Below are 25,998 nucleotides of genomic sequence, written 5' to 3'. Positions count from 1 at the left end.
GTAGGGCGTCGCGGCGGCGCGCATGGTGGTTCAAGGGGAGTTGAACATTGGAGGGGAAATCATGGCAGAGAAGACGATCGAACGCCGTCGCCTGTTGCATGGTGCCGGGGCAGCCGCTGGTGGTGCCGCCGTCGTCGGGATGGGCGTGATGGCAGCGCAGCCGGCCGCCGCGAGTGGTGGGTCCGGAACGCTGGAGGGCAGTTGGCTGGTCGACGTTCAACAGCCCGATGGGAGCACGCTCGTCAGCGTCGGCAGCTTCGCCGACGGCGGTGTCGCCATCACCCACGACATCAGCCCAGCGGGCCCGCCGTTCACCGGAAGCTGGGCCCAGCACTCACACCAATGGCGCGCGACCCTGTGGTCAGGTTTCCCAGGCGAAGGCGGCCCGGGTACCCCCGGTCCGACCGCCCGCCTGCGCCTCCGCGGCGAGGTGAGAGCCGACCAGGTCTCCGGCACTTTCACCTTTACCATCTTCGTCCCCGGCGCCGACCCCGAATCCATCAGCGGCACCTTCACCGGCAGCCGAATCGAGGCCTGACGACCCGGTGGAAGGATGGTGTGGCAGTCAGTGGGTTGCAGCGAGAGGAGTTCAGCGATGTCAGTTCAGCTCAACCACACCATCATCCATGCGCGGGACAAGCACCGGACGGCGCGGCACTACGTGGATCTACTGGGCCTGCCGGAGCCGACCGAGTTCGGCCCGTTCGTTGTCGTCCAGGTGGACAACGGCGTCAGCCTCGACATCGCTGACGATCACGGGACTCCGCATCCGCAGCACTACGCCTTCTTGGTGAGCGAGGACGAGTTCGACCAGATATTCGCCCGGATCCGCGAACGGGGTATCCAGTACTGGGCGGATCCGTTCCACAGCCAGCCGGACAACATCAACCACAACGACGGTGGACGCGGGCTCTACTGGGAGGATCCGGACGGCCACAACCTCGAGATCATCACCCGTCCCTACGGCAGTGGTGCTGGTTCCTGACCCAGGCTCCGCGAGACTCGCTAGTGCTGGAAGCGCCAGCGGGTCGCGCCGTACGGCTCCGCGGTGGCGACGCCGATCACCGTGTGGAAGGTGAACCGATACACGTGCCAAGGCGGCGGCCCGGCGCTGGGTGCGCTGAACGGAGCCGTGAACGCGTCGCCGTCGACTTCGGCCGGCCAGCCGCCCGCGCGATAGCCGGCGGCGACCTGCTCGAGGGTCTCCGAATCGGTCACCCAGGCCGCGGTGCCGTCCAGAACCAGGTCGATGCCCGGCAGCCGAACGGAGATCGTGCAGGCCGGGTTGACAGCCAGGTCGCGTGCCTTGCGGGTGTTCGGGCTGCTGGTGAAGTAGAGGTAGCCGTCCCGCCACTGGGCGCCGACGCCGGCAGCGTGCGGCGTGCCGTCTGGCCGGCACGTTCCAAGGAAGTGCGTGACGTCGGGACTCGGCTCGACGGCGAGGGCGTCGCGGGCGCGACTCCACTCCAGCGCCGCGTCGCCGTAGCGGTCAAGATTCGTGGTCTCGCTGGGTGCTCGTTCGCTCATGCCCCCAATAGACCCCGTCCACCACGGAACCTGTCAACCACCTCGCCGACCTCATCGTCGGGTGGCCAGGGGCGGTCTCCAATCGCGCTCGCATATCGGCGTCCCTTTGCAGCAAACATTTGATCGCGGCCGGGAGAGAGGTGTTTAGCCGCGTCGCGCGATGCCGCCACCCAAGGACCACCGCAAGGCCTGCTCGCAGCGCAGGTGAAAGCATTCATCGAGGTATTTCTTCGGTCCGGTGAGCGTGAATCCGCTTTGTGCGAATGGCGGCTGGCGGAAACGAAGTGGCGGTGCCAGACTCGTATAGACGACAGAGCCCTCATCGCCGGCTCTGCGACCACTGCACGACCTGGCACCATGCGCCGGCCGCCGTTGATCGCGGACCTGGCCGGCCGGGGAAGGCAGGAGGGGCGGGATGCCCGATGATCCTAGCGCCCGTGCGGAGTTGCGGGCCCAAATCGAAACTCGGCGGGCGGGCATCGCTGCCTTTCTGCGCGAAGTCCGACCGCGCCGCAATCGACTGACCAATATCAGCATCATCAGTAGCGCGATGACGGCGGTTTTCGTGGCCCCGCCGGCCTTGGCGGGCACATCATTCACAGACAGCGTCAAACGAGAATTGTCACTCAGCAGCGGTGCCGCAGTTTGGAGATCTCTCTGTCTGGCCGCGTTGATCGTCTCATTGGTGTCGGTCATTGCCAGTAACCTGAGCAAATCTCAGGACCTCGTAGCCCGCGTAACTGCCGCAGAGGTTTGCAGTACGGAACTCGAAGGTGTGATGACGTCCCTCCAGTTCGGACACCTCTCGGTGGAGGAGGCCGTCGAGCAATATCACCAGTGCGTCAGCAAGATCCCGTTTGTCGAGGAGTTGTCGGACACGTCGCGCTCGCCCGAAGGGACTTGAGGTCTGGTCGAAGACGCCGCCCAAAGGCGATGTTGACAGTGTTATATGACAGTGTCAACATGGGCGGGTGGTAGGAACTAGCGAGCTGTGGACGTTGGACGAGCTGACCGAGCTGGTCGGGTCGGCGCTGGCTGTCGACTATCCGGGGCAGGTCAATGGCCGGGTGCGCGCGGTTCCGGACCGGCGGGCGATCCGCTGGTACATGACCATCGGGCTGATCGACCGACCCGCCGAGCTGCGCGGCCGTACTGCGTTCTACGGTCGCCGGCACCTCCTGCAACTGGTTGCGATCAAGCGTCTCCAGTCCCAGGGCCGCACGCTGGCCGACATCCAGGCCGAGCTGTCCGGGGCGACCGATCGAACGCTGACGACGATCGCCGCACTCCCGGCCGAACCCTTGTCAGCTGCTGGATCACCGGCTCCGGAAACCATTCCGCAGCCGGCGCGGGAGCGGTTCTGGACAGAGCGGCCGGCCGCGACGCCCGATGCGGACGAGACAGCGCTGGCGACGGCGATCCGGTTGGCGATCGGCGTCACGATCGTGCTCGACCCCATGGGCATACAGCCCACCCATCTGACCACTGAGCAGCTGTCGGCACTCCGCTCCGCCGCCGCACCCTTGCTCGCCGAGCTTGCGCGTCAACGCCTCACCCACCATCCAGACGGTCATTCGCGATCGACCGCTCAGCGAGAACTTGGAGACCCGACATGACCGCGATCACCACCATGCATTCTGACGAGCTGCGGGACCGCACGGACGAAGGCGGGCTCGGGACCCTGCGCACGGAGCGCGGGAACCTTCCGCTGGAGCGGATCGACGCGCACGCGACCATCACCGGACTGGTCGCGCGGACCGTGCTGACCGAGGACTTCTGCAACCCGTACGACGTCGCGCTCGAAGCGACGTACGTCTTCCCGCTACCGGATCGGGCGGCGGTCACCGGCCTGAGGATGGAGGCCGACGGCCGCACGATCGAGGCCGAGTTGCGAGAACGCGCGGAGGCCCGGGCGACGTACGACGCGGCGCTGGCGGCCGGGCAACGGGCCTCGATCGCCGAAGAGGAGCGGCCGGACGTGTTCACCCTCCGGGTCGGCAACCTCATGCCGGGTGAGCGGGTGACGGTGCGGCTGACCATGGTCGGTCCGCTCCCGTACGAGGACGGCGAGGCGACGTACCGGCTGCCGCTGGTGGTTGCGCCCCGCTACATCCCGGGGAAACTGCTGCTCGGCTGGGGTGTCGGTGACGGTGTCGAACCGGACACCGACGCGGTGCCGGACGCATCCCGGATCACGCCGCCGATCCTGCTGCCCGGATTCCCGAACCCGATCAGGTTGGGGATCCGGGCCGACGTGGATCCGGGCGGTCTGACCCTGCACGGCATCCGGTCCAGCCTGCACGCGATCAGCAGTTCGGCCGAAGGACGGGTGACCAGCGTGGCCATCGAGCCCGGCGAGCGGGTGGACCGTGACTTCGTGCTCCGGCTGGCGTATGGCGAGAAGGAGGCGACCGCGAGCGCGTTGACGGTCGAGCCCGACGATTCGGACGCGTCTCAAGGCACGTTCGAGCTGACCGTGCTGCCGCCTGTGGATGCCGCTGCGCCGCGGCCGCGCGACGTAGTACTGGTCCTCGACCGTTCCGGCAGCATGAGCGGCTGGAAGATGGTCGCGGCTCGACGCGCGGCGGCGCGGATCGTCGACACGCTGACCGACGCCGACCGGTTCGCTGTCCTGACCTTCGACAGCGTCGTCGAGCACCCGAACGACCTGCCGGCCGCTCTGGTCGACGGAACGGACCGGAATCGATTCCGCGCGGTCGAGCACCTCGCCGGCGTGACGGCCCGGGGCGGAACCGAGATGCTCGCGCCGCTCCGCGAGGCCACCACCATGCTGGCCGCCAAACCCGCTGCCGACTCTGGTGCCGAATCTGCTGCCGAGGCTGATCACGAGCGGGACCGGGTCCTGGTGCTGGTGACCGACGGGCAGGTCGGCAACGAGGACCAGATCTTGTCGGAGCTCACCGGCGCGCTGGCCGGCGTACGGGTCCACACCGTCGGCATCGACCGGGCCGTCAACGCCGGCTTCCTCGGTCGCCTGGCCGCGGTCGGCGGCGGCCGCTGCGAACTGGTGGAGAGCGAGGACCGGCTCGATGAGGCCCTCGACCGGATCCACCGGCGGATCGGCACCCCGCTGCTGACCAACCTGACGCTGTCCGCCGACGGGTTGACACTGGTCGACGGCACGACCAGTCCTGCGCGAATGCCGGACGCTTTCGTCGGCGTACCTCTGGTGATCCGTGGCCGGTACAGCAGCTCGGCGCCCGGCGCGGCGGCCCGGCTGCAGGGCACGACCGCTGCTGGAGAGCCGTGGCAACTGACTGTACCCGCCGTCACCGCGGCGAGCGGTCTCCTCGCGCCGGTGTGGGCGCGCGGGCATCTGCGCGACCTCGAGGACCGGTACGCCGCGGGGACGGGGAACCCGCATGAGCTGGAGAGCCAGATCGTCGCCGTATCCCTACGAAACAAGGTGTTGTGCCGCTTCACCGCTCTGGTGGCGGTCGACTCTAGAGTCGTCGCGGACGGCGGTCCGGCCCATCGCGTGATCCAGCCGGTCGAACTGCCCTCGGGCTGGGACGTCGACCAGTTCTCCGGCCTGGCGCTCGCACCGATGGCTCAATCGGCGGCTCACTGGATGGTGCAGGAGTCGGAGTCGTCCGCGCCGATGCCGCCGGCCGGGATGAGGCTCAGTGCGCGCCCAGGCGGCTCGGCTGGCGCCTTCGGCCCGGCAAGGCGCGGCCGGCAGTCCGGAAGGGCGAAACGGCATGTTGGTCTCGGTCGTGACCTGATGGCCGAGGCTCGAGTACAGCTCGCCGACGAGGCACGCCTCCTTCGGGCAGCCGGTACGCCGACGAGGACGCAACGGCTCGCGATCCTGGCCGACCTGGCCACCCGGCTGGACGCCCTGGTCCACCACCTCGCGCCCGCAGTCGACGACACCGTCCTCGCACCGCTGCGGGAACTGGTCACCGCCCTGGCTGCCTGCGAGGGCCCGACTCCACCACCCGACCCGGACCTGGACGTCCTCTGGCAACGCGCCATCGACGTCATCGACGCCTTCACTGGTACGCCGCCGACCGGCGCGCCAACCCGTCAGACCTTCTGGAAACGCCCGGGCTAGACGTACCCGGCCGTTCAGCGTGCCGGCTCGACCGCGGGCCGAGTCGGCACGCTGCTCCGTCAGCCGGTGACCTCGTGGAGGACGTCGCAGAATTCGCGGTCCTGGAGGTCATTCCGCCCGGTACTGCCCTTGACGACGCCGAGGAACTCGAGGAACTCGTCGTCGCTCGGGTCGGTCGGTGTGCCTCCGTGGTCGATCAGGAGCTCGAACCTGACCTGCCCGGGATCGCTGAAGAGGAACTGCCCGTCCGGCCCGAACACCTTCAAGGAGCCAGTGGCCAGGACCAGGATCGTGAGTGTGCCGTCCCCGTTGTCGGTCACTTTGAGGTCCTTGGACAGGGTGTTTTGGACCTCTGTCATCGACTTGTCGGTTCCCAGATTGGTGTACGTGGTGGTGAAGTGGAGCTTCTCCGCGCCGTACCCGAGTCCGTCCGGTCCGTGGAAGTTGAACAGGAACGATCCATGGATGTCGGTGTCGATGCGGACGCTGAGATCGCCGCAGAAGTTGTTGACCACCTCACTGGTCGTCTCGTTGAAATGGACCCGCTCCAGCGGCTTCGCGACGGCCGGTGTGGCCGCCATCACTAACATCGCTGCGGTCAACCCGCTGGCCAGCGCAAGCGCGCACGACCGTCTGGTGATCCTCATTTCCCTGCCCCCTCGCGCTGATCTACAGCGGCGGACCTGAATGCATGCGGTGCGCCTGCCAAGCCCACCGGACCCCCTCCTCTTGGAGACTCTCCCCGCGTTCCGCGCTTGTCCAGAGCGCGGTCTGAATTTGCTTGCCGAACAATCTGAGTTCCTTGTAGAGAAGGGCAAACGGCTGCAAGCGGGAGCCGGGCGGGTGCTCAGTGTGAGCCCAGCGGGTGCCAAATTTCTTTCGGAGGCGTTGAACCGGTTGCGGGTTGGGGCCGTGTGGGGGTGGACAGCTCAAACCAAGCACGGCGCGCGGGGAGGAACCGGCAGCCGTGACTCGACAAGGGGGAACGACCACGATGAGCAACACAACTCGAATCCGGCGGGGCCTCAGCACGGCTGCCGTCGCCGCCGTCGCCATGGGCATCGCACTGAGCCTGGCCGGTCCGGCCGACGCGACCGGGCCGAAGGGTTCCGTGCAGCTGGACAACCGGCAACTGATTGTCACCGGCACCAACCAGGCGGACGAGATCGCCCTGCGGGTGCCGGCCGCCGACACCACGGTGCTGGAGGTTGACTTCGGCAACGATGGTCAGGCGGACGAGACGGTCAAGCTCGCCGATTTCGGCCAGCTGCAGGTGAACAGCCTGGCCGGCGACGACGACGTACGGATCGACTTCGGCACCCAGGTCCAGCCGTTCACGGTCGTCGACACGGGGAGGGGCGACGACGTCGCGGCCGGTGGCAGCGGCAACGAGTTGTTCCGGACCGGGGATGGCGACGACTTCGTCGACGGTAACCGTGGCACCGACACGGCTCTGCTCGGCGACGGCAACGACGCGTTCGTCTGGGATCCGGGCGACGGCAGCGACGTGATCGAGGGCGCCCGCGGCGGCGACCAGTTGCTCTTCAACGGCAGCGACGGTGCGGAGAAGTTCGCCGCCACCGCCAACGGATCGCGGCTGCGGTTCACCCGCGACCTCGGCAACATCGTGATGGACACCGACGACGTCGAGCGGGTCGTGCTCAAGGCGCTCGGCGGCGCTGACTCCACCACGATCGACGACCTGCGCGGGACCGACGTACGCAAGATCGATGTCGATCTCAGCGCGCAGACCGGTGGCGGCGACGGCGCGACCGACTCGGTGACCGTCAACGGTACGGCCCGTAGGGACTTCATCCGCGTATCCGGGTCCAGCGGCACCGTGGACGTCAACGGCCTGAAGCCGAAGGTCCGGATCACCCACGCCGAACCCACCGACCAGCTGACCGTGGACACCAAGGCCGGCCGGGACATCGTCGACACCCGCAAGCTGGCCCCAGGCACGATCGGTCTCAGCATTCTCTGACAACTCCGCAAGACGACCACCGAGGTCGCAGCACCGGTCCGCGTCGGCTGGCTGCTGCGGCCTCGGTTGCGGTCGTCTGTCGGTAGGGTTCGGTGATGACTGATCTCAAAGCGGAGCTGTTGTCGGATCTGCGGGGTAGTCGGGCAGTGATGCTCGCCAACCTGGACGGGTTGTCGGAGTACGACCGGCGTCGCCCGTTGACTCCGACCGGCACGAACCTGCTCGGCTTGGTCAAACATCTGGCGGGTCTGGAGTACGGCTATCTCGGTGACTCGTTCGGCCGCCCACCGATCGAGCGGCCGTCCTGGTTCCGAGACGACCCGTACGACGAGATCGACATGTGGGCCACGCCTGATGAATCGAGCGAGTACATCACCGGCGTCTATCGGCGGGCCTGTGCTCATTCCGACGTCACTGTTGCCGAGCTCGAGCTGGACAGCCCAGGTCACGTGGCGCATTGGGCCGAGGGCAACCAGGCGACGACGTTAGGCGTACTGCTGATCCGTATGGTCGGCGAGACCGCGCAGCACTCCGGGCACGCCGACCTCATCCGCGAACTGATCGACGCCCCGCTGCCCGCCGCTATCCGGTGCCGGTCCCACGCTGGCGGATGATTGGGCGATGGCGACGTTCGCCGATTTGGACGACCTCTTGAACGCCGACGCCAGCGGCTGAACGGCACACCCCGGTAACGGCGTGGGGAACTCTTGTCCATCACCCGCGTGGCAGCCCCATCGCGTCCCTAGGCTTGGCCCCGAAACCGACGAAAGGGCCCGGGGCACCGATGCAAATAGACCTGTCGGACGCCTGGGCATGGTGGCTCGACGGCGACCCGGGCCTGCGGGACGCGCACCTGTGGGGACTCGCCATCAAGTCGTGGGGCCTGATCGGCGGAATCGTCCTGCTCCTCGGCTTCGTAGCGCTCGCCATGGACGTCGCGGCCAGCCCCAGCTCGCACAGTCGCCCGCGTCGGCCCGCCGGGGTGGGGTAGCTCGTACTGCGTCTCGTGATCACCGCGATCGTCTTCATGGCGATCGTCGGCTTCGTCAACGCCTTCCGCGAGGAAATGCAGGAAACCGGCCGCTCGGCCTGGTTCGTAGCATCGGCCGGCGACGACAACATCAACTGGGACGCCGCCCCCCCGCTGGTACACCCTGGGCCTCCCATCCCTCATCGTCCTGGCCGTAGCCGTCTCCCGCCGCAATCGCCTCCACGACTGGCTCAACACAGTCCTCGCAAAGGGCCCAAAGGCCGTCCTACTCCGCCTACTCCCGGGCCTAGTCCTACTCGTGGCGCTGCAGTTCGCAGTACTGGCCGCCTGACCCAGCTCTGATTGCGGCGAAGCTGGCCGTTTCCGGCTCCCTGCTTCGTCGTACAGGTAAGAACCCCAGGCGAGAGAAAGGCCGGCCATGGATCTCACGATCACCACTCCCTCCGGGCGAAGGCAGTCCGGGACGGCCCCAGCCGACACGAAGGACGTGAAATGACCTACGAACAAGCGCCCGTAACAATCGCCCTACCGATCGCAGACCGCCAAAGGTCCTACGCGTTCTACCGCTCCGGCCTCGGATTCAACACACCCGGCGAGCCCGACAACGACGGCATACCCGAGCCTCTCCGCCTAACTCTCGGCGACAACGTACGAGTCATGCTGATCCCCACGACCGGCTTCGGCTGGGTCCTCAGTGACCGCAACCAGGCACCTCCCGGCCAAAGCGAATGCATCCTCTCCCTCACCCTGCCCACCAACGCAGACGTAGACGACCTAATGACCCGCGCCGCAGCTGCCGGCGCCGAAATCATCCGACACCCCTCCGAGCAGTCCTGGGGCTACGACGGAGCCTTCGCCGACCCAGACGGCCACACCTGGCAAGCCGTAGCAGCACACAACTTCCTAACCACCTGGCCCTAGCCCTTCGACCCACGTGATGGACTGCAACAGGCGGATATGCAGTCATCCGGGAACGATCACGCGCGGAAGGTCTGACCTTTCGGGCTGCCATGCCGGATCTGTTCGAGTGACCAAGCCTAGGTCTTGGGCAGATTCGTAGCGCGTCAAGCCAACCTCAAGCCGTCGGTCGGCGACCCCGAACCATTCCGACCCTGAGCGTTCACCCACGCTATCGAGCAGGGAAATCAGCTGACGCGTCCATGCCCGGGAACACCTGCACCGACCTCATGCTCGACAGTGTTTCAGCAGCACACCAAGGCTCAGCGTGCTTCGAGGGCGAAGAAGATGAAGCACAGGAACGCTGTTCGGTCGCCGATGTTGGGTGGTAAGAGCTCGCGCGGCGCGTCGGGGGAGAAGGGCGGTTCGCTGACGACTGAGATGCGGAAGCCGGCCTCGGTGAATGCGTCCGTCATCGCGTGCAACGGTCGATGCCAGTACGTCAGAACCGCGTTCTGGCCATTGAAGGTGTACTCCTCCGAATGCTCCGTGATGGCGAAGTAGTCGTCGCTTGGCTTAAGAATCTTGTAGACGGTGGGGTTCACCGACAGTATGAGGCGGCCGCCTGGCTTCAGAACGCGCCGCAGTTCAGCCAGAGGCGCCGGCCAGTCCTGCAGGTAGTGCAGAACGAGGGAAGCGACCACATCATCGAACGCACCATCGGCAAATGGGAGTGGCTGGCTGAGGTCGGCCACGTGCAGGGCTGCATCCCCACCAAGCCTCTGCCGCGCCAGCTCGACCATCGCCGAACTGGAGTCGAAGCCGGTCACGATGGCACCCTTCGCCCGTAATGCTGCGGACAAGGGCCCAGAACCGCACCCAGCATCGAGGACTCGGTGACCGTTGACGTCCCCGGCCAGATCAATCATCGCCGGCCGCTCGTAGTAGCCGTTGATGAGGCTGGACTCGTTCTCCGTCGAGTAGCTCTCGGCGAAACTGTCATAGTGGTTTGCCTTCACCAGGTCCTCACTTTCGTACGAACTCTCGTGGACGGGAGCGGCCTGGGTGATCCTGGCACACGCTCACGTCACTTGGCGTGCCGTCACAGACGCACGCTACTGCCGCTGATGACGATCTCTGCCCATGCGTCCTGGACGAGCAGCGGAAGGCGCTCGACTGCTGGCGGATCGCTCGCTGGGCAGGGGTTGCGGTGCTACCGGACTGGTCGGCACCGTCGAAGCGCAGGGCTTGACGTTGTACTGCGGTTGTGGCTGGCGCCTGGCGTTGCTGGACTAGTCGCTGGACCGAGCAGGCGCGAACCCAGTGGCGGAGCCTAATGGCGTTGGCCTTCGCTAAAGTTCGGTGATCGCCCACCACTACCGCCGGCATCGCCACTAGGAGTTCCTGCGGTTCCTGAAACTCATCGACACCGCCGTCCCCAAGGACCTGGACCTGCACCTGGTGCTGGACAGCTAGGCCACCCACAAGACCCGGCACTGAAGAAGGGGCTGCTACGCGATCCCCGGTTCCACCTGCACTTCACCCCGACCAGCTCGTCGTGGTTGAACCGGATCGTGCGACATCGAGGTCGCATGAGTACAGCGGTACTCATCGAAGGAGGTTCGACGTTGTCGAAGGTGTAGTGCCCGGTCCAGTGCGTGGGGACCGTCCCCGCCTTGGCGTGCGTCGCGGGTAACTGCGGGGTGCGAAGCCCAGGGTGTAAGGCCCAAGGGTCGCCGTTCCATCCGGTGGCCACAGGCTGGGGAAGACCGGACGGGTGAAGGACTTGAACCCTCGTTGACGCCTCGTCATTAGCAGTCTCGCCGATGGGATGTTTCAGCGGGAGATAGGGGCCGGCCGTTGTGAGGCGGCGGGTGCCGCCCGGGGGGATTTGGTCGGGCGGGAACGCACCACCGTCCCCGGGGTACAGAGGGCGCCCTCCCCGGTCGTATCTGTGTCATGCGGAACGTGACCACCCCGTCGGGGTCCAGGCGATGCTGTCGCCTGGTGGGCTGACCGTGAGGAAGGCTGAATTCCCTGGCGGGCGCAGGACGACCCGAGAAGCGAATGCCGGTGGCCGAAAGGCAACGGGAAACCGGGAAACACGATGCTGGCTCCTCCGCCAGCGTTCCCGGATAACCGGCCGGATAGGGGTTTGTGCCCTGACCCGAAAGGGTGCTGACGCGGGTCGGGTGAGCCTGTGCGGACTCGATGATCGATGCGCCGGAACCGAAGGGGAAAGTTGGACGCCGCACTTGCGCTGGAGGCGACCGAGGTCGCCGACGCCGCCGCCGTGGTGAACGGACCCGAGGACAACCTGGTCGGCTGGGACGCGGTGCGGTGGCACCAGGCCGAACGGGACGTACGGCGACTTCGGCAACGAATCTTCACGGCGTCGCAGGCTGGGGACTGGAAGAAGGTCCGCAATCTGCAGAAGTTGATGCTCCGTTCCCGCAGCAACGCGCTGGTCGCGGTGCGCCGGGTGACGGAGATCAACGCTGGCCGCAAGACGGCCGGGGTGGACGGCAAGGTGGTGGTGACAGCCGATCAGAAGACCGCGCTGGTCGACCGGATGCTGCACCGCGCCGCACCGTGGTCGCCTCGACCCGTCAAGCGGGTGTATGTGCCCAAGAGCAACGGGCGCCGTCGCCCGCTCGGGATCCCCGTGGTTGCCGACAGATGCCTGCAGGCTCTGGTGGTCAACGCGCTGGAGCCCGAGTGGGAGGCCCGGTTCGAGCCGAGGTCGTATGGGTTTCGTCCGGGCCGTGGCTGCCACGACGCGATCGTGGCCATCCACACGACGGCCAGCCGCACCGACGCGAAGCGTCTGTGGGTCCTCGACGCCGACCTGGCGTCCGCGTTCGACCACCTCAACCACGACCACATCCTCAACGCGCTGGGGAACTTCCCGGCGCGGGAACTGGTGGGGCAGTGGCTGTGGGCGGGCGTGATCGAGGACGGCCAGTTCACCACCACCGACGAGGGTGCGCCTCAGGGTGGGGTGATCAGTCCGTTGCTCCTGAACGTTGCCCTGCACGGGATGGAGGCTGCCGCCGGGGTGCGGTACTACGACACCGGGACGCGCGCCGGTAAGACCATGGCGCACTGCCCGGTCGTGGTCCGCTATGCCGACGACCTGATCGCCTTGTGTCACACCCGTGACCAGGCCGAGCAGGTCAAGGCCCGGCTGGCCGAATGGCTGGCTCCCCGGGGTCTGGTCTTCAACGAGACCAAGACCCAGATCACGCACCTTGACCGGGGCGTGGACTTTGTGGGGTTCACCATTCGCCGCTACCCCAACGGCAAGCTGCTGACCAAGCCGAGCAACGACGCGATGCGGCGTATCCGCAAGCGGTTGTCCACCGAGATGAGGGCCCTGCGCGGGTCCAACGCTGACGCGGTGATCGCCAAGATCAACCCGATCATCCGCGGGTGGGCCGCTTACTACCGGATCGGGGTGTCCAAACGCTCCTTCAACGCGTTGGACGCGCATATGTGGAGACTGGCCTACAAGTGGGCCAAGTTCTCGCATCCGAACAAGCCGACGCGCTGGGTGATCGCCCGGTACTTCGGCAGGTTCAACCCCGCCAGGCAGGACACGTGGATATTCGGAAGCCGGGAGACCGGCTTCTACCTGCGCAAGTTCGCCTGGACACCGATCGTCCGGCACCGGATGGTGGCAGGAACGGCGTCCACAGACGATCCGTCCCTGACCGACTACTGGGCCCAGCGGCGCCGCCGCAACCCACCCCCGGTCGGCACGACCACGCTGCGGCTCCTACGGGCCCAGCACGGCCGCTGCCCGCTCTGCCGGGAACTGTTGCTGCACGCCGAGCGTGAACCGCAAAGCCCACAGGAATGGGAACAATGGCTCACCGCCACCCAGAAGGCGACCCGCAAACACGCGGTGCTCGCCTGGGGAGCAGGCACGCCGGACGAACGCACCGCAACCCGCCTCATACACAGCCGCTGCCACCGCCGAATCACCAGCAGTGGCAGCCAAACAGCACTTCTGCCAGCCCGCACGCCTTCAGGGCTTGCTTGAGCCGTGGTGCGGGGAAAGCTCGCACGCCCGGTTCTGAGGGGGCTCCGGCGCGGCAACGCGCCGGAGCTACCCGACGAACGCTGGTTCGCCGAACTCACCAACCGCAAACTGCGCCGCTTCGCGCGCCGCAGGTTCACCGAACTCGAAGCCACCCTCGCCGCCTACTGCACGCGAATTTAACGACTCACGACACTAAGGATCGGAACAGCGCATGAGGCTGGGCCGCGCGGAGGGCGTCCGCGAGCCAGACGAACGCAAAGCAGTGCCATAGCCACAGGAAATCCAGTTCGTCAGATCCAGCTCGTCCATGGCATCCCGTTCGCTGAGAACAGTGCCCCTGCGCGGCACGATCTGTTGCCAGCGGTTGTCGTCGATCTGCCATTTTTGAATGAAATCGACGCAGAGGTCGGGGGTTATCAGTTCCAGTTGCTCTGCGGCTCTGAGCAGCGACCTCTTCGCGGAAGACCCCTGCGAAATAGTCCTATGCCGCGCAGCCGAGATGCGATGGAAGGTCTCGGAGATCATGGAGCGTCGGTCTTCGATGAACAGCTGCCAGTAGCGGCTGCTGGCCGCCACCTTCAGGTGATCCTTCAGTTCCCACCCAGGCATACCGTTGAACAACGCGTAGAGACCTTCGCCGAGAAGATCACCGAACTCCTCGTGTGCAGCTCGCCGTGGATCAGCGAACGGGTCGTACTCGTCCTGCCGCGCCTCACCGATCTTCGGCAGTGAGCGTGCCGCGGCGTGCCGAGCAAAGAAGAACCAGTCCTCGTTATAGATATCGGGGAAGAACGACACCGCCGGATGCTGCGTGTTGACGCCGAGCACAGCGCCGCCGACGAACACGTCCTGCGCGAAGCCCGCCATGCGGCGCGCGTGACACACGACCGAGTTGTCTGGGAAGTACTTGCTCGCCATCGCCGCCACGGGATGGCGATCGAGCGAGGTGGAGAAGCGTGCGACATCACGTTGGCTGAGGTAGATGTCGTCATCGATGAAGAGAATCTTGTTCCAGTGTCGTAGATGGGCCAGGACCAGACCGATGTTGCGCTTCACGCTCAGGTCGCTGGAACGCTCGGCGTTGGCTCTCCGGAATGACGCGTCGGCGGTCAGGTGACGATGCCCAAGCAGTTGATATCCATGGGGTACGTCGACGATGAGCGCCCGCGCACCAAAGGTGGCTTCAACTCGTTCCGCTACCTTCTCTGCCTTCGCCAGCCTGCTACACAGCGCCACCAGTGGAACCGACAGCACGGCGGACAGCGCGATGACGCGCTGCAAGTTCGGTCTGGACGCCGGCACGACGATCGCGTCCAAGCGACTGCTTGAAGGTGGCGGGGAAATGGCGGACACGCCGCGCAGCAGGGAGGCGTGTGACGGCACATGTTGGAACTGGCTGCTCATTCGGCCGTCGGTTCGCTGCTCGGAGACCATTCATAGAGCCGGTTCGAATCACTCTCGAGATCGGGTGAGATCGCCTCGCCATTCACCAGTGGTACCCGCAATAGCAGCGCGAACGATCCACCAGGAAAACGGCGGGAGAGGAAGGCCTCGTTGCGCTCCCGGACTGCGATATCGGTGAGAGCTCGCACCGATCCGAGTACGCCGCGACTGTGGATGCCGTTGCAGATGGTGATGGTCCGCCTGTAGTTGAAAGGATTTCGCACCCTTGCCAGAAGCGCGACGTCTTCGACCAGTTCGCGGCCGTTCTTCGCCGCGTCGTCCCACACCGGCCGGTACTCGCGGTCGCCAGCTACGCTGGTTCGGAAGATCTCGCCCGTCTTCACATCGTCGACCTCGACCTGGGACACCGGCATCTCTCGCAGGGTCTTCAACAGCCGCATCGTGACCTGGTTCCAGGCGATGCCTCCGATCACGACCAGGTGACCGGACAGGTCGTCGGTGACGACCTCTGAAGGCAGTCGGTGGACGACATGCGCGGTGGGGTTCGCCGCGCGTACATGCCCCCACAACTCGATCAGGGCATCGAGATCGGCGTACCGGTACATCCGCGTGTAATTTGGGTCCTTCTCATCCGCTAACGAAGGCCACGTCTCGATCGGAACCTCCGGGCATATGATCGTGATCGGACCGCTGTCGAAGGTCCACGTCGAGGAGCCGCTCAGGCCCCCGGCGAGTCTCAATGCCTCTGGCGAAGCGGCCACAGGTGTACCCCCGGGGAGATGTCGTCAAGGCAGGCCTTGGTAGGCCAACTGGAATTATGCACCAGTTCACCGAAGGCCGAAAGGGTTAGCCTGAGAGTGCGACTGCCTCGTATCGAACCGCAGTGCATCTCCCGCAGTGCCGGGCTCTCCCCCTAAAGCTGCTTTTGGTATTCTTCTTCGAGCCTGATTCGACCGTTTGCTTTGATGGGTTGTTTGCGAAGCGTCTCCATGTAACCCATTTGTAGATAAAATTCGCGGGCCAAGTCGTTCTCGGCGAAAACCCAGAGCTTCAACTGCGGCGCATCCATCGCCGCTGCGATATTCTCCAGCGCAGATACCAGTAGTTTGCCGACCTTTTGGCGGCGGTTGTCCGGCGCGACCCACAACGCTTCGAGATGCATGCCGTCGTCGGGCTGGACGTTGTGATTGAGTTTTGCGAGACCGATCTTTCGCGTATCGAATGTGGCCATAAGCCATACGTTGCGAGAAAGCTCCTGACGCCAGTGCTTCTCATCGTAATCTTGCTCGGCCAACAGGTCACCGAGAAACGATTCAGAAGATTCGGTCAGGGCCTGAAGTCGCAAGTCCTTGAGGGTCTGCCAGTCGTCTGCGACCAAGCGAAAGATGGAGGTCCGTGCTCGGGAGAACCCTTCAAGGTCTTGCACCAGAAGCCTTTCTGTACGGCGACCGAGTGCGCCGGGAAGCGGTACTTTCAGGCTTCACGAGGCACCTCAGGAGGATGGAGGTTGGGGTACTAGTAGGACGAAGCAGAGCCGGCGGCTCGCTTGGTGGCATCATCGTTCGGCGACCACTCGTAGAGACGGTTCTCGGGGACCTCCAAGTCGGGTGCCCCCGCCTTGCCGTTCACCACCGGGACCTTCATGAGCATCGCGAACGATCCGGTCGGGAACCGGCTGGCGATGTACGCCGCGTTCCGTTCGCTGACCGTGGCGTCCGTAAGTGCGAGGACCGCCCCCAGTACTCCTCGGCTGTAGACACCGCTGCAGATGGTGAGAGTGCCGTGGGGCGAGTACGGATTTCGCAATCGTGCCAGGAATGCGACGTCCTCGGCCAGTGCACGATGTTTGCCGTCGCGCCACGCGTCTTCGGTCTGCTCTGCGGCGATCTGCTCTGCGCCAACGGCTTCCAGGATGACGCTCTCGTGCTCCATCCACTGAGGGCGGAACTCGCGACCACCAGGCTCGCTCAATCTGAAGATCTCGCCATTCTTCAGGTCCGTGACCTCGACCTGCTGGATAGGGAGATCCTTCAGCTTTCTCTGCACCCTATCGGCGACCTGGTTCCAACCGATGCCGCCGAGCACGATCAGATGCCCGGTCAGCTGGTCCGGAACGACCTCTGCTGCCAGCCAGCGCGTCACCTGCAGTCCCGGATTGGCGGCACGGATTTGACCCCACAACTCGATCAGCGCATCGAGGTCCGCGTAGCGATATGTCTCGGTGTAGTTGGGATTTCCTTCCTCGGCCAGCGGAGAACGACTGTTGGCCGGAACCTCCGGGCAGATGATCGTGATTGGGCCAGTCTCGAAGGCCCAGATGGAGCCGCCGGCAGGTGAATCGACCACGCCGCGAACCGCGTCGCGAAGTTCGATGAGCTCTTGGCGCAGCGCTTGGAAGCGATCGCGTTGCGCCTCCGTCAGATCCCGCTCGCGTGGTAAACGCGGAGTGCCGTCGGCCGCGCTAGTCCGTGAGAAGAACAGCGCGTAGGCGTGGAGTCGTTCCGCCGGTGGCAGCTTGGGATTCGTCCGCGACTCCCACGAGCTGATGGTGGCGACTGCCACCGAAGACTCTTCGCTCAGAGCGCGGGCTAGATCCGCCTGAGTCAGCTTTGGCTCATGCGATGCGCGAAGGCCGCGAAGCCTCCTGGCTAGTCGTGCGGCCTCTGATGAGGGGGCCAAGATCACTCCCGGATTGTTGTCGATCCACGTGCCCACGCGCCGGTAACCGTATACCTATGTACACCCGAAGACACCTGTAGCGCCACAACATCAGGCCGTGGCGCCGAAACTTGTCCCTGGCACACACGTGAGTTCCACGCTAGGCAAAGGATGCCTTGCGCACCGTAACGACAGTTCACGGTTGAGATCAACTCGCCGCTCCGTATTGCACGCAACTACACCAGGCTCTACTGTAATTCTATCCAATCTACTCATTTCAAGGTGAAGTGAGTGGTTGACGGTAGAGGAGACGACGAGACCCAGCAGTCGTGCGAGCGCTCTTGCGGGTCCGTCCGGGCAGATCTACCTGCTGGCCAACCAGATGTCATGAGCGACGTCATCCTCGTGGGCGTCCGTCCAAGTCCATGCCGACGCTGATCTCCCGGCGTTCGATGGTCCTCACGTCTTCAACTGACAAGCACCGTCGGGCTTTCGCTCCGCCTTCACCAGTCGAGATCGCGAGCGGAACCGCCGGCAACCGGCGTCCCCGTGGGCCCGTCCCCGGTGATGACTCATCAGCTGAGTGGCCGACCACTCTTCTGGTACCCGTCCGTGGAAGTTCGGAGGTGGTGACAATGTTGCAACGCATGCCGCGGCACAACACAGCCACGCGCAGTGCCTCTCGCTCCGCCGCCAGCATGTGGAGCCTGATGGCAGCGGATCTGATGACCGTTGTCTGGATGTACACCTTCGGGCAGTGGCTCGATCATTCGTCACGGTTCACAGCCACAGCAACGCTCGGCGGTCACCACCTGGTCGTCCTGGCCTGTGCCGCCGCCGGCTTCCTGATGCTCGCCGGTCTCGCGCTTCTGACAGAAGGTTTCACGAAGACGACGACCAAGCTGACGCTGGCCACAAACGTAGCCTGCATCGTTTCCGTGCTCGCCCTGGCCGGACTTGTTGCGCTTGTTCTGGTAGCTCTGCTGGGTCGACTGCTCTTCGGGAAGCTCCGCCCCTGACACAGGTTTCCTGAAGGCCGAGATCTGTGTGATTCACCCGCCGCAGTGCGGCGTTTGTCGGACCCGCCCTCCGGAGAGGACGGCCCGGCTGTGCCAAGCGCGTTCAGCGGACGTGGATCGTCGCCGTCATCGCCTTGAGGGCGGCCGGCAGCTTATGGTGTCGATCTTCAGGATCTCGCCGTCGTCGGTCCGGCCCGTAAGCGGCAGCATCTTGTGGTGGACGGTTCACTTCCCGTCGGGATCGGCAGCGATGGTGGCGATGCCGAAGTCGTTGTCGTTGGACAGGTACAGCGTCCGGCCGCCGTCCGTGGTAGCGACGCCTTCGACCTTGTCGTCGCCGAAGAAACTTGCCGGTCGCGTCGAGTTGGTTCACCACCAACGTGCCGACGTTGACAGACGGCTGCTTCGACGCGGCTGGATGCCGGCGCCGGTGAAGGTCGCGAGCACGGCGTTGGTGCCAGCTGCGCCGACGATGGCCTCGGGCGACTTAGGGCCGACAGCCAGCCCGCTGACATCGGTGGCGCGCGGGATGATACGCGGATGGTTCTCATGCGCGTGAGCGACCGCGACTACTGGGCAGAGGTGGCTAAGAGGCCCGCGATGTTCCTGGGTCGGAGCACGCTCGTCGGCCAAGAGGCGTAACTGCAGGGTACGGCCCTCATTCGTGGGCCCACCGCGGACCGGGGCTGGATGGCCGGTGCGGCTGGTTGGTCGCGAGGATTGGCCGCGTCTGCAATCACGGATGGAACGGCAAGGTCCGCCATCTTGCACTTGGCGACGTGCGGGACCTGTGGGAGCTCCCGCAGAGCAGGAAGAGGCAAGTCATTAGGGCGCTCTTCGAACTACTGGGCCAGTTTCCGTCATATCGTGATGCCAGAGCCGCCACGATATGACGGATGGGAGCGGCTCGACTGGATGACCGTCTGCCGCAGAATGATCGGCGTTGCTGGACCAGCGGATGGACGGAACTGCGAGAAATCGCAGTCAGAAAGGGTGGTCAGGGGCGGTCTCGAACCGCCGACCTTCCGCTTTTCAGGCGGACGCTCTACCAGCTGAGCTACCTGACCGGGGAGAAAGGACGGCGGCGGTGTGTTTGCACACCCGCCGCCTTTTCTCCTGGCGACCCAGACGGGACTCGAACCCGCGACCTCCGCCGTGACAGGGCGGCACGCTAACCAACTGCGCTACTGGGCCAGGATGCTCGACGATGGTACACCATCTTCGAACCGGTCCTGCACCGGCCTTTCGACCGTATCCCCAACGGGATTCGAACCCGCGTTACCGCCTTGAAAGGGCAGCGTCCTAGGCCACTAGACGATGGGGACTCGGACCCGCGGGAGCCGAAGCTCCAGGGACAGCCGTAAGCATAGATGAGACCGGGCCAGGCTCCAAAACGAGTTGTTCGGAGGCGTCGGCCGGCGCCGGGGGAGGGCGCCGTACGCGGGGACGAGGCGTACGGCGCCCTGAGGAGTGGGCCGCGGGAGGAGCCCTGCCCACCGGTCCTAGGGGGTTAGCTGGTGGTGTCGGGGGCGATCAGGGTGGGGTACTGGGTGACGAAGAGGTCGTAGAAGGATCGGGCCGGGAGGATGGTGCCCTGGGGACGGGCGGCGTCGGCAACGGAGTAGGCCCAGAGGGCGGAGCGCATGCGCTGGTTCGGGGTGCCGTGGTGGCCGTCGGCGGTGAAGCCGCAGTCGCCGAGCTGGTAGAACATCTCACCGAACAGCTCGACCCGCTTCCACTGCATGGCCGCACCGCGGGCGTGGGTGAGGAAGTACGAGCTGTACGCGTCTGCCATCAGCTCGGCCCAACGGGTCGCCTCCGGGGTCGGCAGGTCGGTGCGCATCAGGCCGTCGGCGAACTGCACGTGGTGGCCGTACTCGTGCGCCAGGATCGCCTGCGGCGCGACGTCGCCAAGGCCGACCCGGCCGAAGCCGTCCAGTACGCCGTCGCCCATCGCGATCCGCTTCGGGGACTTCCCGAACGGCATGTCCTCGCCACCCGGAGCGGCGTACGCGTTGAAGGTGAAGAACGGCAGGTCGCCGTAGCCCAGCGCCGCGCTGTTCAGCTCCCGGGCGACCAGGTCGGCGGAGATCCGGGACGGACCCGGTGCCAGGCCGTAGACGCTGGTGAAGACGCGATAGTTGACCTCGGGGTCGAGCATGGACCGGCCGTGGGCGGGCACCAGGTCTATGTCGCCGGACGGGATGTCCCAGAAGGTCTTCAGGTCGCGGATGTTCCGGTTGACCTGGTTGGTGTACTCACCGCGCGCGCCGTAGGTGTACGGACCGGGCTGCGGCAGGTACGCCGCGTCCACCAGCGCGATGTCGAAGAGCAGCACGTGCAGGACGGCGAGCGTCTGCTCGAACGTCCAGTTCGAAACGTCCGGAAGGATCGCGCTGACCACCGGTGGGAGGGCCGACGAGCACTCGTACTGCGTGGGGTCGATGGCCTCGAGGAGAGCGGCCTGCACCGGGTTGTCCTCGATCCCGAGCTCGGCCTTGACGGCGGCCGCGTGCTCTCGCATCGCGGGCAGGTTGTCGACGATCTGCTGCAGTTCCGGCGACAGCGACTGCGGGACAGACAGCGACTGGGACAGGGCCGGCTGGCTGGCCGTGGTCGCGGTGACGGGTGCAGCGGTGGCTGCCGGTGCGGCCGCGAGTCCGAGCGTGAGGGCAAGGGCGGCGAGTGCCGGCCATGCCATGCGCTTGGTCATCAGCTCTCCTCAGGGAGTGGGGTGGCGGGTCGGCATCAGTATCAGCACGTGGTAACGGCGGCTACGAGTGGTCGTGATGTCAGAAACCGGCATGTCAAGAACTTGTCGCCCGCCGCCGAAGGAACGGCTGCCCGGTGGTACACAGAGGCATGGAAGCGCTTCAGGCACTGGGCCTCTCGACGGCGGCGGAGGCGGTGCTCCTCGACCTGCTGCAGCACCCGGAGACGACGCTGTCCGAGTTGGCCGCGCGGCACGACCACATCGCGGCGACGTTCGACGATCTGCTGGCCGAACTGTCCGATCTCGGGCTGATCGAGCGCATCGGCGAGACGTTGGTGGTCCGCCCACCACGGATCGCGATGGAGGCGCTGGCGGAGCGTCATACGAAGCGGGCCGCCCTCGCGCGGGACAGCGCCGAGATGCTCAACGAACTCTGGAAGGCGGCCGCCGGGCGGCAGGACTACCTCGAGGTGCTGCCCACGTACGCCGTGTCGCAGGCCGTGCTGAACTCCGTCCAGACCGAGGCCCAGGAGCACGTCCGGGCCATGACGATGGGCAACCTCGCAGCCCGCGAGGTGCAGATCGTCGACGGGCTGTTCGAGGCGCTGAAGCGGGGCGTCAAGTACGACGTGATCTACGGGGCGCACGTACTGCAGTCAGCCGCCGCGCTGCACAAGGTGCAGGCCTGTATCGACGCCGGCGAGCAGGCGCGGGTGTTCCCGCACGTGCCGCTGAACATCACGATCGTCGACGACCGCTGGGCCCTGGTCGGGGCGCGCGGGGAAGTACAGCGTGGGCCGGAGTTCGCGGCGATCGTCGTCCACGACTCCCCGTTGCTGGCGGGGATGGCCAGGATCTTCGAAGCGCTGTGGCGGATGGCGGTGCCGATCACCGGCGGCACCGAGCTGAACGACGTGACCGCCGGGCCGAGCCTGGAGACCAAGCGGCTGCTGACGTACCTCAGCGCCGGGCTGACCGACGAGTCGATCGCGCGGGAGTTCGGCGTGAGCGAGCGCACCATCGCCCGGCGGATCGGCAAGCTGCAGGAGGCGCTCGGCGCGCAGACGAAATTCCAGCTCGGCGTCCAGGCGTCCCGGCAGGGCTGGCTCTGACTTACTACGCTGACAGAGTGATCGAGATGAGCCGGGCGGACTTCGAGGTGCTCGTGTCCGAGGCGCTGGACGAGGTGCCGATGGAGTTGGCCGCGTTGATCGACAATGTGGCGATCTTCGTCGAGGACGACGCACCGGCCGGCGATCCACAGTTGCTCGGCATCTACGAGGGCATTCCGCTGACCGAACGCGGGCACTACTACGGCGGCGTACTGCCGGACCGGATCACGATCTACCGAAACCCGACCCTGGCGATCTGCGAGACGGTCGACGACGTGATCGACGAGGTGAACATCACGGTCGTCCACGAGATCGCCCACCACTTCGGCATCGACGACGCCCGCCTGCACGAACTCGGCTACGGCTGAGCAAACAGCACAAACCAGCCCGTACTACGCTCCGCCCGGTCGGCCGTCCCGACCGGGCGCGCCGTGCCGCGTCAGGAGCGACGGAAGAGGAGCTTCCACGGCATCAGGGCCGACTCCAACTGCACCTTGAGGCTCATCTTGGAAGCGCCGTGGGTGCGCTCCTCGAACCGGATCGGCACCTCGGCGATGCGGTAGCCGCGGCGTACCGCGCGGGTGTTCATCTCGACCTGGAACGAGTACCCGTTGCTCTGCACCGAGCCGACGTCGATCGCCCGCAGCGTGTCCGCCTTCCACGCCTTGAACCCGGCGGTCGCGTCCTTCACGTGCAGCCGCAGGATCGCGTTCACGTAGAAGTTCGCCCAGGCAGACAGGGCCCGCCGGTGCCAGGCCCACTCGGCGGCCGCGGAACCACCCTCGACGTACCGGGAGCCGATCACCACGCCGGCGTCGGTGGTCCGGAGCGTCTCGATCATGGTCGGGAGCACCGCGGCCGGGTGGGACAGATCGGCGTCCATCTGGATGATTATGTCGGCCTCCTCGGACAGCGCCCGGGTGATTCCGGCCACATAGGCGCGGCCGAGGCCGTCCTTCTCCATCCGGTGCAGGACACCGACCCGCTCCGGCGCGTCCTGGGCCAGTTTGTCGGCCACGTCGCCGGTGCCGTCGGGGGAGTTGTCGTCGACCACGAGCAGCTGCAGCCCCGGCACCTGCAGGTCCGCGAGCAGACCAGCGAGCACCGGCAGGTTGTCCCGCTCGTTGTACGTCGGGACGACGACGATGATCTTGGAGTAGCTCTCGCCCATGAAAATTCCTTCGTCGGGGACACCGGACGCTATCGCATCTCCCGGCGCACAACGGTGTCGGCATCGCCGGTATGGCCGAGTTCCAGTGTGGCTGCCTTGATCAGTCGACCGGCTCCATCACCAGTAGGGCGCCACGCTGGCGGCCGTCGGGAGCGCGCAGGGCGCTGCAGACCAGCCGAACCGTGATCGACCGGCCGCGCCGGTTGACGGCCTCGATCCGGGCCTCGGTCGGCGCGCTCGGGTTGTCGAGGGCGGCCCGTACCAGCGGACGCAGTACGTCGGCCGGCAGACCGACATCAAGGTTGAGCAAATGTCTGCCCTCCGCCTCGTCACCGCGTACTCCCCACAGCTCCTGGGCCGCCGCGTTCCAGGCCAGCACGAGCATCTCGTGGTCGACCACGACCACTCCGGCGCTGAAGGCCGTCAGCACGGATTCGAGGAACTCGTTCACGTCGTTCAGCTCGGCGCTGCGCTCGCGGACGGCGTCGTTGATGATCTGCAGTTCGTCGTTCGCGGACTGCAGCTCCTCGTTCATGGTCTCGAGTTCCTCGTTGGTGGACTGGAGCTCCTCGTTGGTCGTCTCCAGTTCCTCGACCGTCGACTGCAGTTCTTCGTTGGTGGTCTCGAGTTCCTCGTTGGTCGACTGCAGCTCCGCGTTGGTGGACTCCAGTTGCCGGCTGACCCGGTCGATCTCCAGCCGCAGCGCGCGGGTCGAGCTGACGTCGTGGAAGACCACCGAGACGCCGAGCAGGTCGGATCCGTCCATCACCGGGTTGAGGTGCACCTCGAACCAGTGCACAACCCCGCCCGGCCGGCCGAACTCGACCTCCGAGATCCGGATCGGCTTGCGCTCGGCCTGCACCCGGTCGAGATGACCGCGCAGCGCCAGTGGCTGGTACGAGACCTCGAGCTCGCGGATCGGCCGGCCGAGGTCGCGGCGGGACAGTCCGAACAGGGTCGCCGCCTGGTCGCTCAGCAGCAACAGGGTGTCGTCCTTGCCCACCACCAGCTGCGCGACCGGGGTCGCCGCGAAGGCATGTTCGTGCAGCCGGTCGATCGGCTGCTCGGTGTGGTGCGGGTCGAACGCTCGCCGACCGGTGGGGACCGCCCGGTTGGCGACCCGCCGGAAGATCCGCAGCTTGAGGTCGATCGGTTCGAACAACCGGGACCGGCCGAGCAACATCTCGGCCCGGCCGAGGAAGAGCACGCCACGGGGGACCAGGGCGAAGTGGAAGCGATTCAGCACCCGCTGCTGAGTCTCGGCGTTGAAGTACATCAGCGTGTTGCGGCACAACAGCAGGTCGACCCGGGAGATCGGCGCGTCCTGGAGCAGATCGTTGCGGCCGAAGATCACCGTCCGGCGCAGCTCCGGATGGAAGACGAACCGGCCGCCCCGAGCCTCGAAGTACTTCGACCGCAGCTCGGCCGGCACCCCTTCCAGCTCCACCTCCGGGTACGACGCCTGCCGGGCCTGGGCGAGCGCGTCCTCGTCGATGTCGGTCGCGTAGATCTTCACCTGCTTGAGGTAGTTGTCCAGGCCGAGCTCCTCGGCGAGCGCCATCGCCAGCGAGTAGGCCTCCTGGCCGGATGAGCAGCCGGTGCTCCAGATCCGCAACGGATCACCGGGACTCCGCTCGGCGAGCATCGACGGGATCACCTCGGCCCGCAGCAGCGCCCACGTCTCGGGGTCCCGGAAGAAGCCGGTGACGTTGATCAGGATCGTGTTGAACAGCGCGGTGAACTCGGCCGGGTCCACCTGCAGCAGGTCGAGGTAGGCCTGGTAGGTGCCGATCCCGACCTGACCCATCCGGTGCCGGATGCGGCGGACCAGGCTGGTCCGCTTGTACCCGCCGAAGTCGAAGCCCCGGGACTCGCGCAGGTAGGCGAGCAGGTCCTCGACTTCGTCGGCCGCGGCGCTCAGCTGGTTGGTCACCCGGTCACGCTACTGCCCGTTGCGCCAGCTGTTGTTGATCCCCGCGGTCGCGTTCGGGTTGCGCACCCGGATCGTCGCCCAGACCACCTTGCCGCCCACCGAGGTCGGGTTCGCGCCCCAGGCGGTGGCGAGAGCGGTGACGATGCCGAGGCCGAGACCGCTCTCCCGGGTCGAGCTCGGCGGCCGACGTACCGGCAGGGTCGGGTTCCCGTCGGTGACGGCCACGGTGAGCAGGTCGCGGCGCAGTTCAAGCCGGAGGTCCGCGTCGGTGTGGGCGTGCTGGACCACGTTGCCGACGAACTCGGAGACGATGGCCACCGCGTCCTCGGCCACCTCCTCGCACCGCTGTGCGGATCGTCGGCCAGCCGCAGCCGGGTCAGCTGACGGGCCGGTGGGGTGTGCATCGACGCGAGTGCCGCGGCCAGATCGGTGAACACCGGGAGGAACCTGCCGATGAATCTCGACT

General features: G+C 66.1%; 25 protein-coding genes, 3 tRNA genes and 1 pseudogene. 15 read left to right on the top strand and 14 right to left on the bottom strand.

The features are described 5' to 3' along the window. Positions 1-61 precede the first annotated feature (61 nt). Both EV643_RS11190 and EV643_RS11185 read left to right on the top strand, forming a co-directional pair. Positions 62-538, top strand: a complete 477-nt coding sequence (locus tag EV643_RS11190) for a hypothetical protein (RefSeq protein WP_133799936.1) — start codon at positions 62-64, stop codon at positions 536-538. 57 nt (positions 539-595) lie between these two features. Beyond that, entirely contained in the window at positions 596-985 is a 390-nt protein-coding gene (locus tag EV643_RS11185; protein ID WP_133799935.1) for a VOC family protein, read from the top strand. A 20-nt stretch (positions 986-1,005) separates the two neighbouring features. On the opposite strand, the gene EV643_RS11180 is transcribed toward EV643_RS11185, so the two are convergent. Beyond that, positions 1,006-1,527 carry a pyridoxamine 5'-phosphate oxidase family protein gene (locus EV643_RS11180; protein ID WP_133799934.1) on the bottom strand — a complete coding sequence of 174 codons (522 nt, stop codon included), beginning with the start codon at positions 1,525-1,527 and terminating at the stop codon, positions 1,006-1,008. Between the two features lie 415 nt (positions 1,528-1,942). Here EV643_RS11180 and EV643_RS11175 point away from each other — a divergent pair, with 415 nt between their 5' ends. The 3 genes from EV643_RS11175 to EV643_RS11165 all read left to right on the top strand — a co-directional run bounded on the left by EV643_RS11175 (position 1,943) and on the right by EV643_RS11165 (position 5,605). Beyond that, positions 1,943-2,431, top strand: a complete 489-nt coding sequence (locus EV643_RS11175) for a hypothetical protein (protein WP_133799933.1) — start codon at positions 1,943-1,945, stop codon at positions 2,429-2,431. Between the two features lie 67 nt (positions 2,432-2,498). Then, entirely contained in the window at positions 2,499-3,143 is a 645-nt protein-coding gene (locus EV643_RS11170; RefSeq protein WP_202869510.1) for a MerR family transcriptional regulator, read from the top strand. Beyond that, positions 3,140-5,605: a VIT domain-containing protein gene (locus tag EV643_RS11165; RefSeq protein WP_133799932.1), complete on the top strand. Its 2,466-nt coding sequence runs from the start codon at positions 3,140-3,142 to the stop codon at positions 5,603-5,605. The genes EV643_RS11170 and EV643_RS11165 overlap by 4 nt, the downstream gene beginning before the upstream one ends. A 59-nt stretch (positions 5,606-5,664) precedes the next feature. Here EV643_RS11165 and EV643_RS11160 read toward each other — a convergent pair whose 3' ends face one another. Next, positions 5,665-6,252 carry a hypothetical protein gene (locus EV643_RS11160; RefSeq protein WP_133799931.1) on the bottom strand — a complete coding sequence of 196 codons (588 nt, stop codon included), beginning with the start codon at positions 6,250-6,252 and terminating at the stop codon, positions 5,665-5,667. A 347-nt stretch (positions 6,253-6,599) separates the two neighbouring features. Between EV643_RS11160 and EV643_RS11155 the strand changes: the two genes are divergently transcribed. The 4 genes from EV643_RS11155 to EV643_RS11140 all read left to right on the top strand — a co-directional run bounded on the left by EV643_RS11155 (position 6,600) and on the right by EV643_RS11140 (position 9,501). Further along, positions 6,600-7,589 carry a calcium-binding protein gene (locus EV643_RS11155; RefSeq protein ID WP_133799930.1) on the top strand — a complete coding sequence of 330 codons (990 nt, stop codon included), beginning with the start codon at positions 6,600-6,602 and terminating at the stop codon, positions 7,587-7,589. Positions 7,590-7,684: 95 nt separating this feature from the next. Beyond that, complete coding sequence (locus EV643_RS11150) at positions 7,685-8,203, top strand: DinB family protein (protein ID WP_133799929.1); 519 nt, start codon at positions 7,685-7,687, stop codon at positions 8,201-8,203. A gap of 170 nt (positions 8,204-8,373) precedes the next feature. Further along, entirely contained in the window at positions 8,374-8,580 is a 207-nt protein-coding gene (locus tag EV643_RS11145) for a hypothetical protein (protein WP_133799928.1), read from the top strand. A 492-nt stretch (positions 8,581-9,072) separates the two neighbouring features. Next, the gene (locus EV643_RS11140; protein WP_202869509.1) at positions 9,073-9,501 is read left to right on the top strand and encodes a VOC family protein; all 429 of its coding nucleotides are present in this window, start codon (positions 9,073-9,075) and stop codon (positions 9,499-9,501) included. A 299-nt stretch (positions 9,502-9,800) separates the two neighbouring features. On the opposite strand, the gene EV643_RS11135 is transcribed toward EV643_RS11140, so the two are convergent. Continuing rightward, positions 9,801-10,496, bottom strand: coding sequence for a class I SAM-dependent methyltransferase (locus EV643_RS11135; protein ID WP_133799927.1), 696 nt, complete (start codon positions 10,494-10,496; stop codon positions 9,801-9,803). Between the two features lie 343 nt (positions 10,497-10,839). On the opposite strand from EV643_RS11135, the pseudogene EV643_RS45510 reads away from it, so the two are divergent. The 3 genes and pseudogenes from EV643_RS45510 to EV643_RS44820 all read left to right on the top strand — a co-directional run. Continuing rightward, a pseudogene (locus tag EV643_RS45510) lies at positions 10,840-11,051 on the top strand (transposase); the annotation flags it as partial. A gap of 668 nt (positions 11,052-11,719) precedes the next feature. After that, a complete protein-coding gene (gene ltrA, locus EV643_RS11125) occupies positions 11,720-13,522 on the top strand; it encodes a group II intron reverse transcriptase/maturase (protein WP_238165500.1) in 1,803 nt (600 codons plus the stop codon). 6 nt (positions 13,523-13,528) lie between these two features. Next, on the top strand, positions 13,529-13,702 hold the full coding sequence (locus EV643_RS44820) for a hypothetical protein (RefSeq protein WP_202869508.1): 174 nt from the start codon (positions 13,529-13,531) through the stop codon (positions 13,700-13,702). Between the two features lie 12 nt (positions 13,703-13,714). On the opposite strand, the gene EV643_RS11115 is transcribed toward EV643_RS44820, so the two are convergent. The 4 genes from EV643_RS11115 to EV643_RS11100 form a co-directional block, all read right to left on the bottom strand. Further along, positions 13,715-14,926 carry a hypothetical protein gene (locus EV643_RS11115; protein WP_133799925.1) on the bottom strand — a complete coding sequence of 404 codons (1,212 nt, stop codon included), beginning with the start codon at positions 14,924-14,926 and terminating at the stop codon, positions 13,715-13,717. Beyond that, the gene (locus EV643_RS11110) at positions 14,923-15,687 is read right to left on the bottom strand and encodes an XRE family transcriptional regulator (RefSeq protein ID WP_133799924.1); all 765 of its coding nucleotides are present in this window, start codon (positions 15,685-15,687) and stop codon (positions 14,923-14,925) included. Before EV643_RS11110 ends, EV643_RS11115 begins: the two co-directional genes overlap by 4 nt. A gap of 152 nt (positions 15,688-15,839) precedes the next feature. Beyond that, complete coding sequence (locus EV643_RS11105; RefSeq protein WP_166665406.1) at positions 15,840-16,304, bottom strand: GNAT family N-acetyltransferase; 465 nt, start codon at positions 16,302-16,304, stop codon at positions 15,840-15,842. A gap of 137 nt (positions 16,305-16,441) precedes the next feature. Next, positions 16,442-17,641 (bottom strand): XRE family transcriptional regulator, encoded by a 1,200-nt coding sequence (locus EV643_RS11100; RefSeq protein ID WP_133799922.1) that lies wholly within the window; start codon positions 17,639-17,641, stop codon positions 16,442-16,444. Between the two features lie 590 nt (positions 17,642-18,231). Here EV643_RS11100 and EV643_RS11095 point away from each other — a divergent pair. Next, positions 18,232-18,603, top strand: a complete 372-nt coding sequence (locus EV643_RS11095; protein WP_133799921.1) for a hypothetical protein — start codon at positions 18,232-18,234, stop codon at positions 18,601-18,603. A 994-nt stretch (positions 18,604-19,597) separates the two neighbouring features. On the opposite strand, the gene EV643_RS11090 is transcribed toward EV643_RS11095, so the two are convergent. The 4 genes from EV643_RS11090 to EV643_RS11075 all read right to left on the bottom strand — a co-directional run bounded on the left by EV643_RS11090 (position 19,598) and on the right by EV643_RS11075 (position 21,316). Further along, a tRNA-Phe gene (locus tag EV643_RS11090) sits at positions 19,598-19,670 on the bottom strand. A 50-nt stretch (positions 19,671-19,720) separates the two neighbouring features. Further along, positions 19,721-19,797, bottom strand: a tRNA-Asp gene (locus EV643_RS11085). Positions 19,798-19,855: 58 nt separating this feature from the next. Continuing rightward, positions 19,856-19,928: transfer RNA gene (locus tag EV643_RS11080), tRNA-Glu, on the bottom strand. Between the two features lie 185 nt (positions 19,929-20,113). Then, positions 20,114-21,316, bottom strand: a complete 1,203-nt coding sequence (locus EV643_RS11075) for a hypothetical protein (protein ID WP_133799920.1) — start codon at positions 21,314-21,316, stop codon at positions 20,114-20,116. Positions 21,317-21,465: 149 nt separating this feature from the next. Here EV643_RS11075 and EV643_RS11070 point away from each other — a divergent pair, with 149 nt between their 5' ends. After that, positions 21,466-22,428, top strand: a complete 963-nt coding sequence (locus tag EV643_RS11070) for a LuxR family transcriptional regulator (protein ID WP_133799919.1) — start codon at positions 21,466-21,468, stop codon at positions 22,426-22,428. A gap of 26 nt (positions 22,429-22,454) precedes the next feature. Then, positions 22,455-22,796 carry a metallopeptidase family protein gene (locus EV643_RS11065; RefSeq protein ID WP_133800058.1) on the top strand — a complete coding sequence of 114 codons (342 nt, stop codon included), beginning with the start codon at positions 22,455-22,457 and terminating at the stop codon, positions 22,794-22,796. 71 nt (positions 22,797-22,867) lie between these two features. Here the strand turns inward: EV643_RS11065 and EV643_RS11060 are convergent, their stop codons facing one another. The 3 genes from EV643_RS11060 to EV643_RS11050 all read right to left on the bottom strand — a co-directional run bounded on the left by EV643_RS11060 (position 22,868) and on the right by EV643_RS11050 (position 25,991). After that, the gene (locus EV643_RS11060) at positions 22,868-23,599 is read right to left on the bottom strand and encodes a polyprenol monophosphomannose synthase (RefSeq protein WP_133799918.1); all 732 of its coding nucleotides are present in this window, start codon (positions 23,597-23,599) and stop codon (positions 22,868-22,870) included. Between the two features lie 100 nt (positions 23,600-23,699). Further along, positions 23,700-25,532, bottom strand: coding sequence for a CheR family methyltransferase (locus EV643_RS11055; RefSeq protein WP_238165499.1), 1,833 nt, complete (start codon positions 25,530-25,532; stop codon positions 23,700-23,702). A 9-nt stretch (positions 25,533-25,541) separates the two neighbouring features. Beyond that, complete coding sequence (locus EV643_RS11050; protein ID WP_370452265.1) at positions 25,542-25,991, bottom strand: ATP-binding protein; 450 nt, start codon at positions 25,989-25,991, stop codon at positions 25,542-25,544. Positions 25,992-25,998: the final 7 nt, after the last annotated feature.

It is taken from the genome of Kribbella caucasensis, assembly GCF_004361855.1.
In the GTDB taxonomy this organism is placed as follows: domain Bacteria; phylum Actinomycetota; class Actinomycetes; order Propionibacteriales; family Kribbellaceae; genus Kribbella; species Kribbella caucasensis.
The sequence above is the reverse complement of the archived record's forward strand: the minus strand, read 5'-3'. Positions and strand labels throughout refer to the sequence as shown.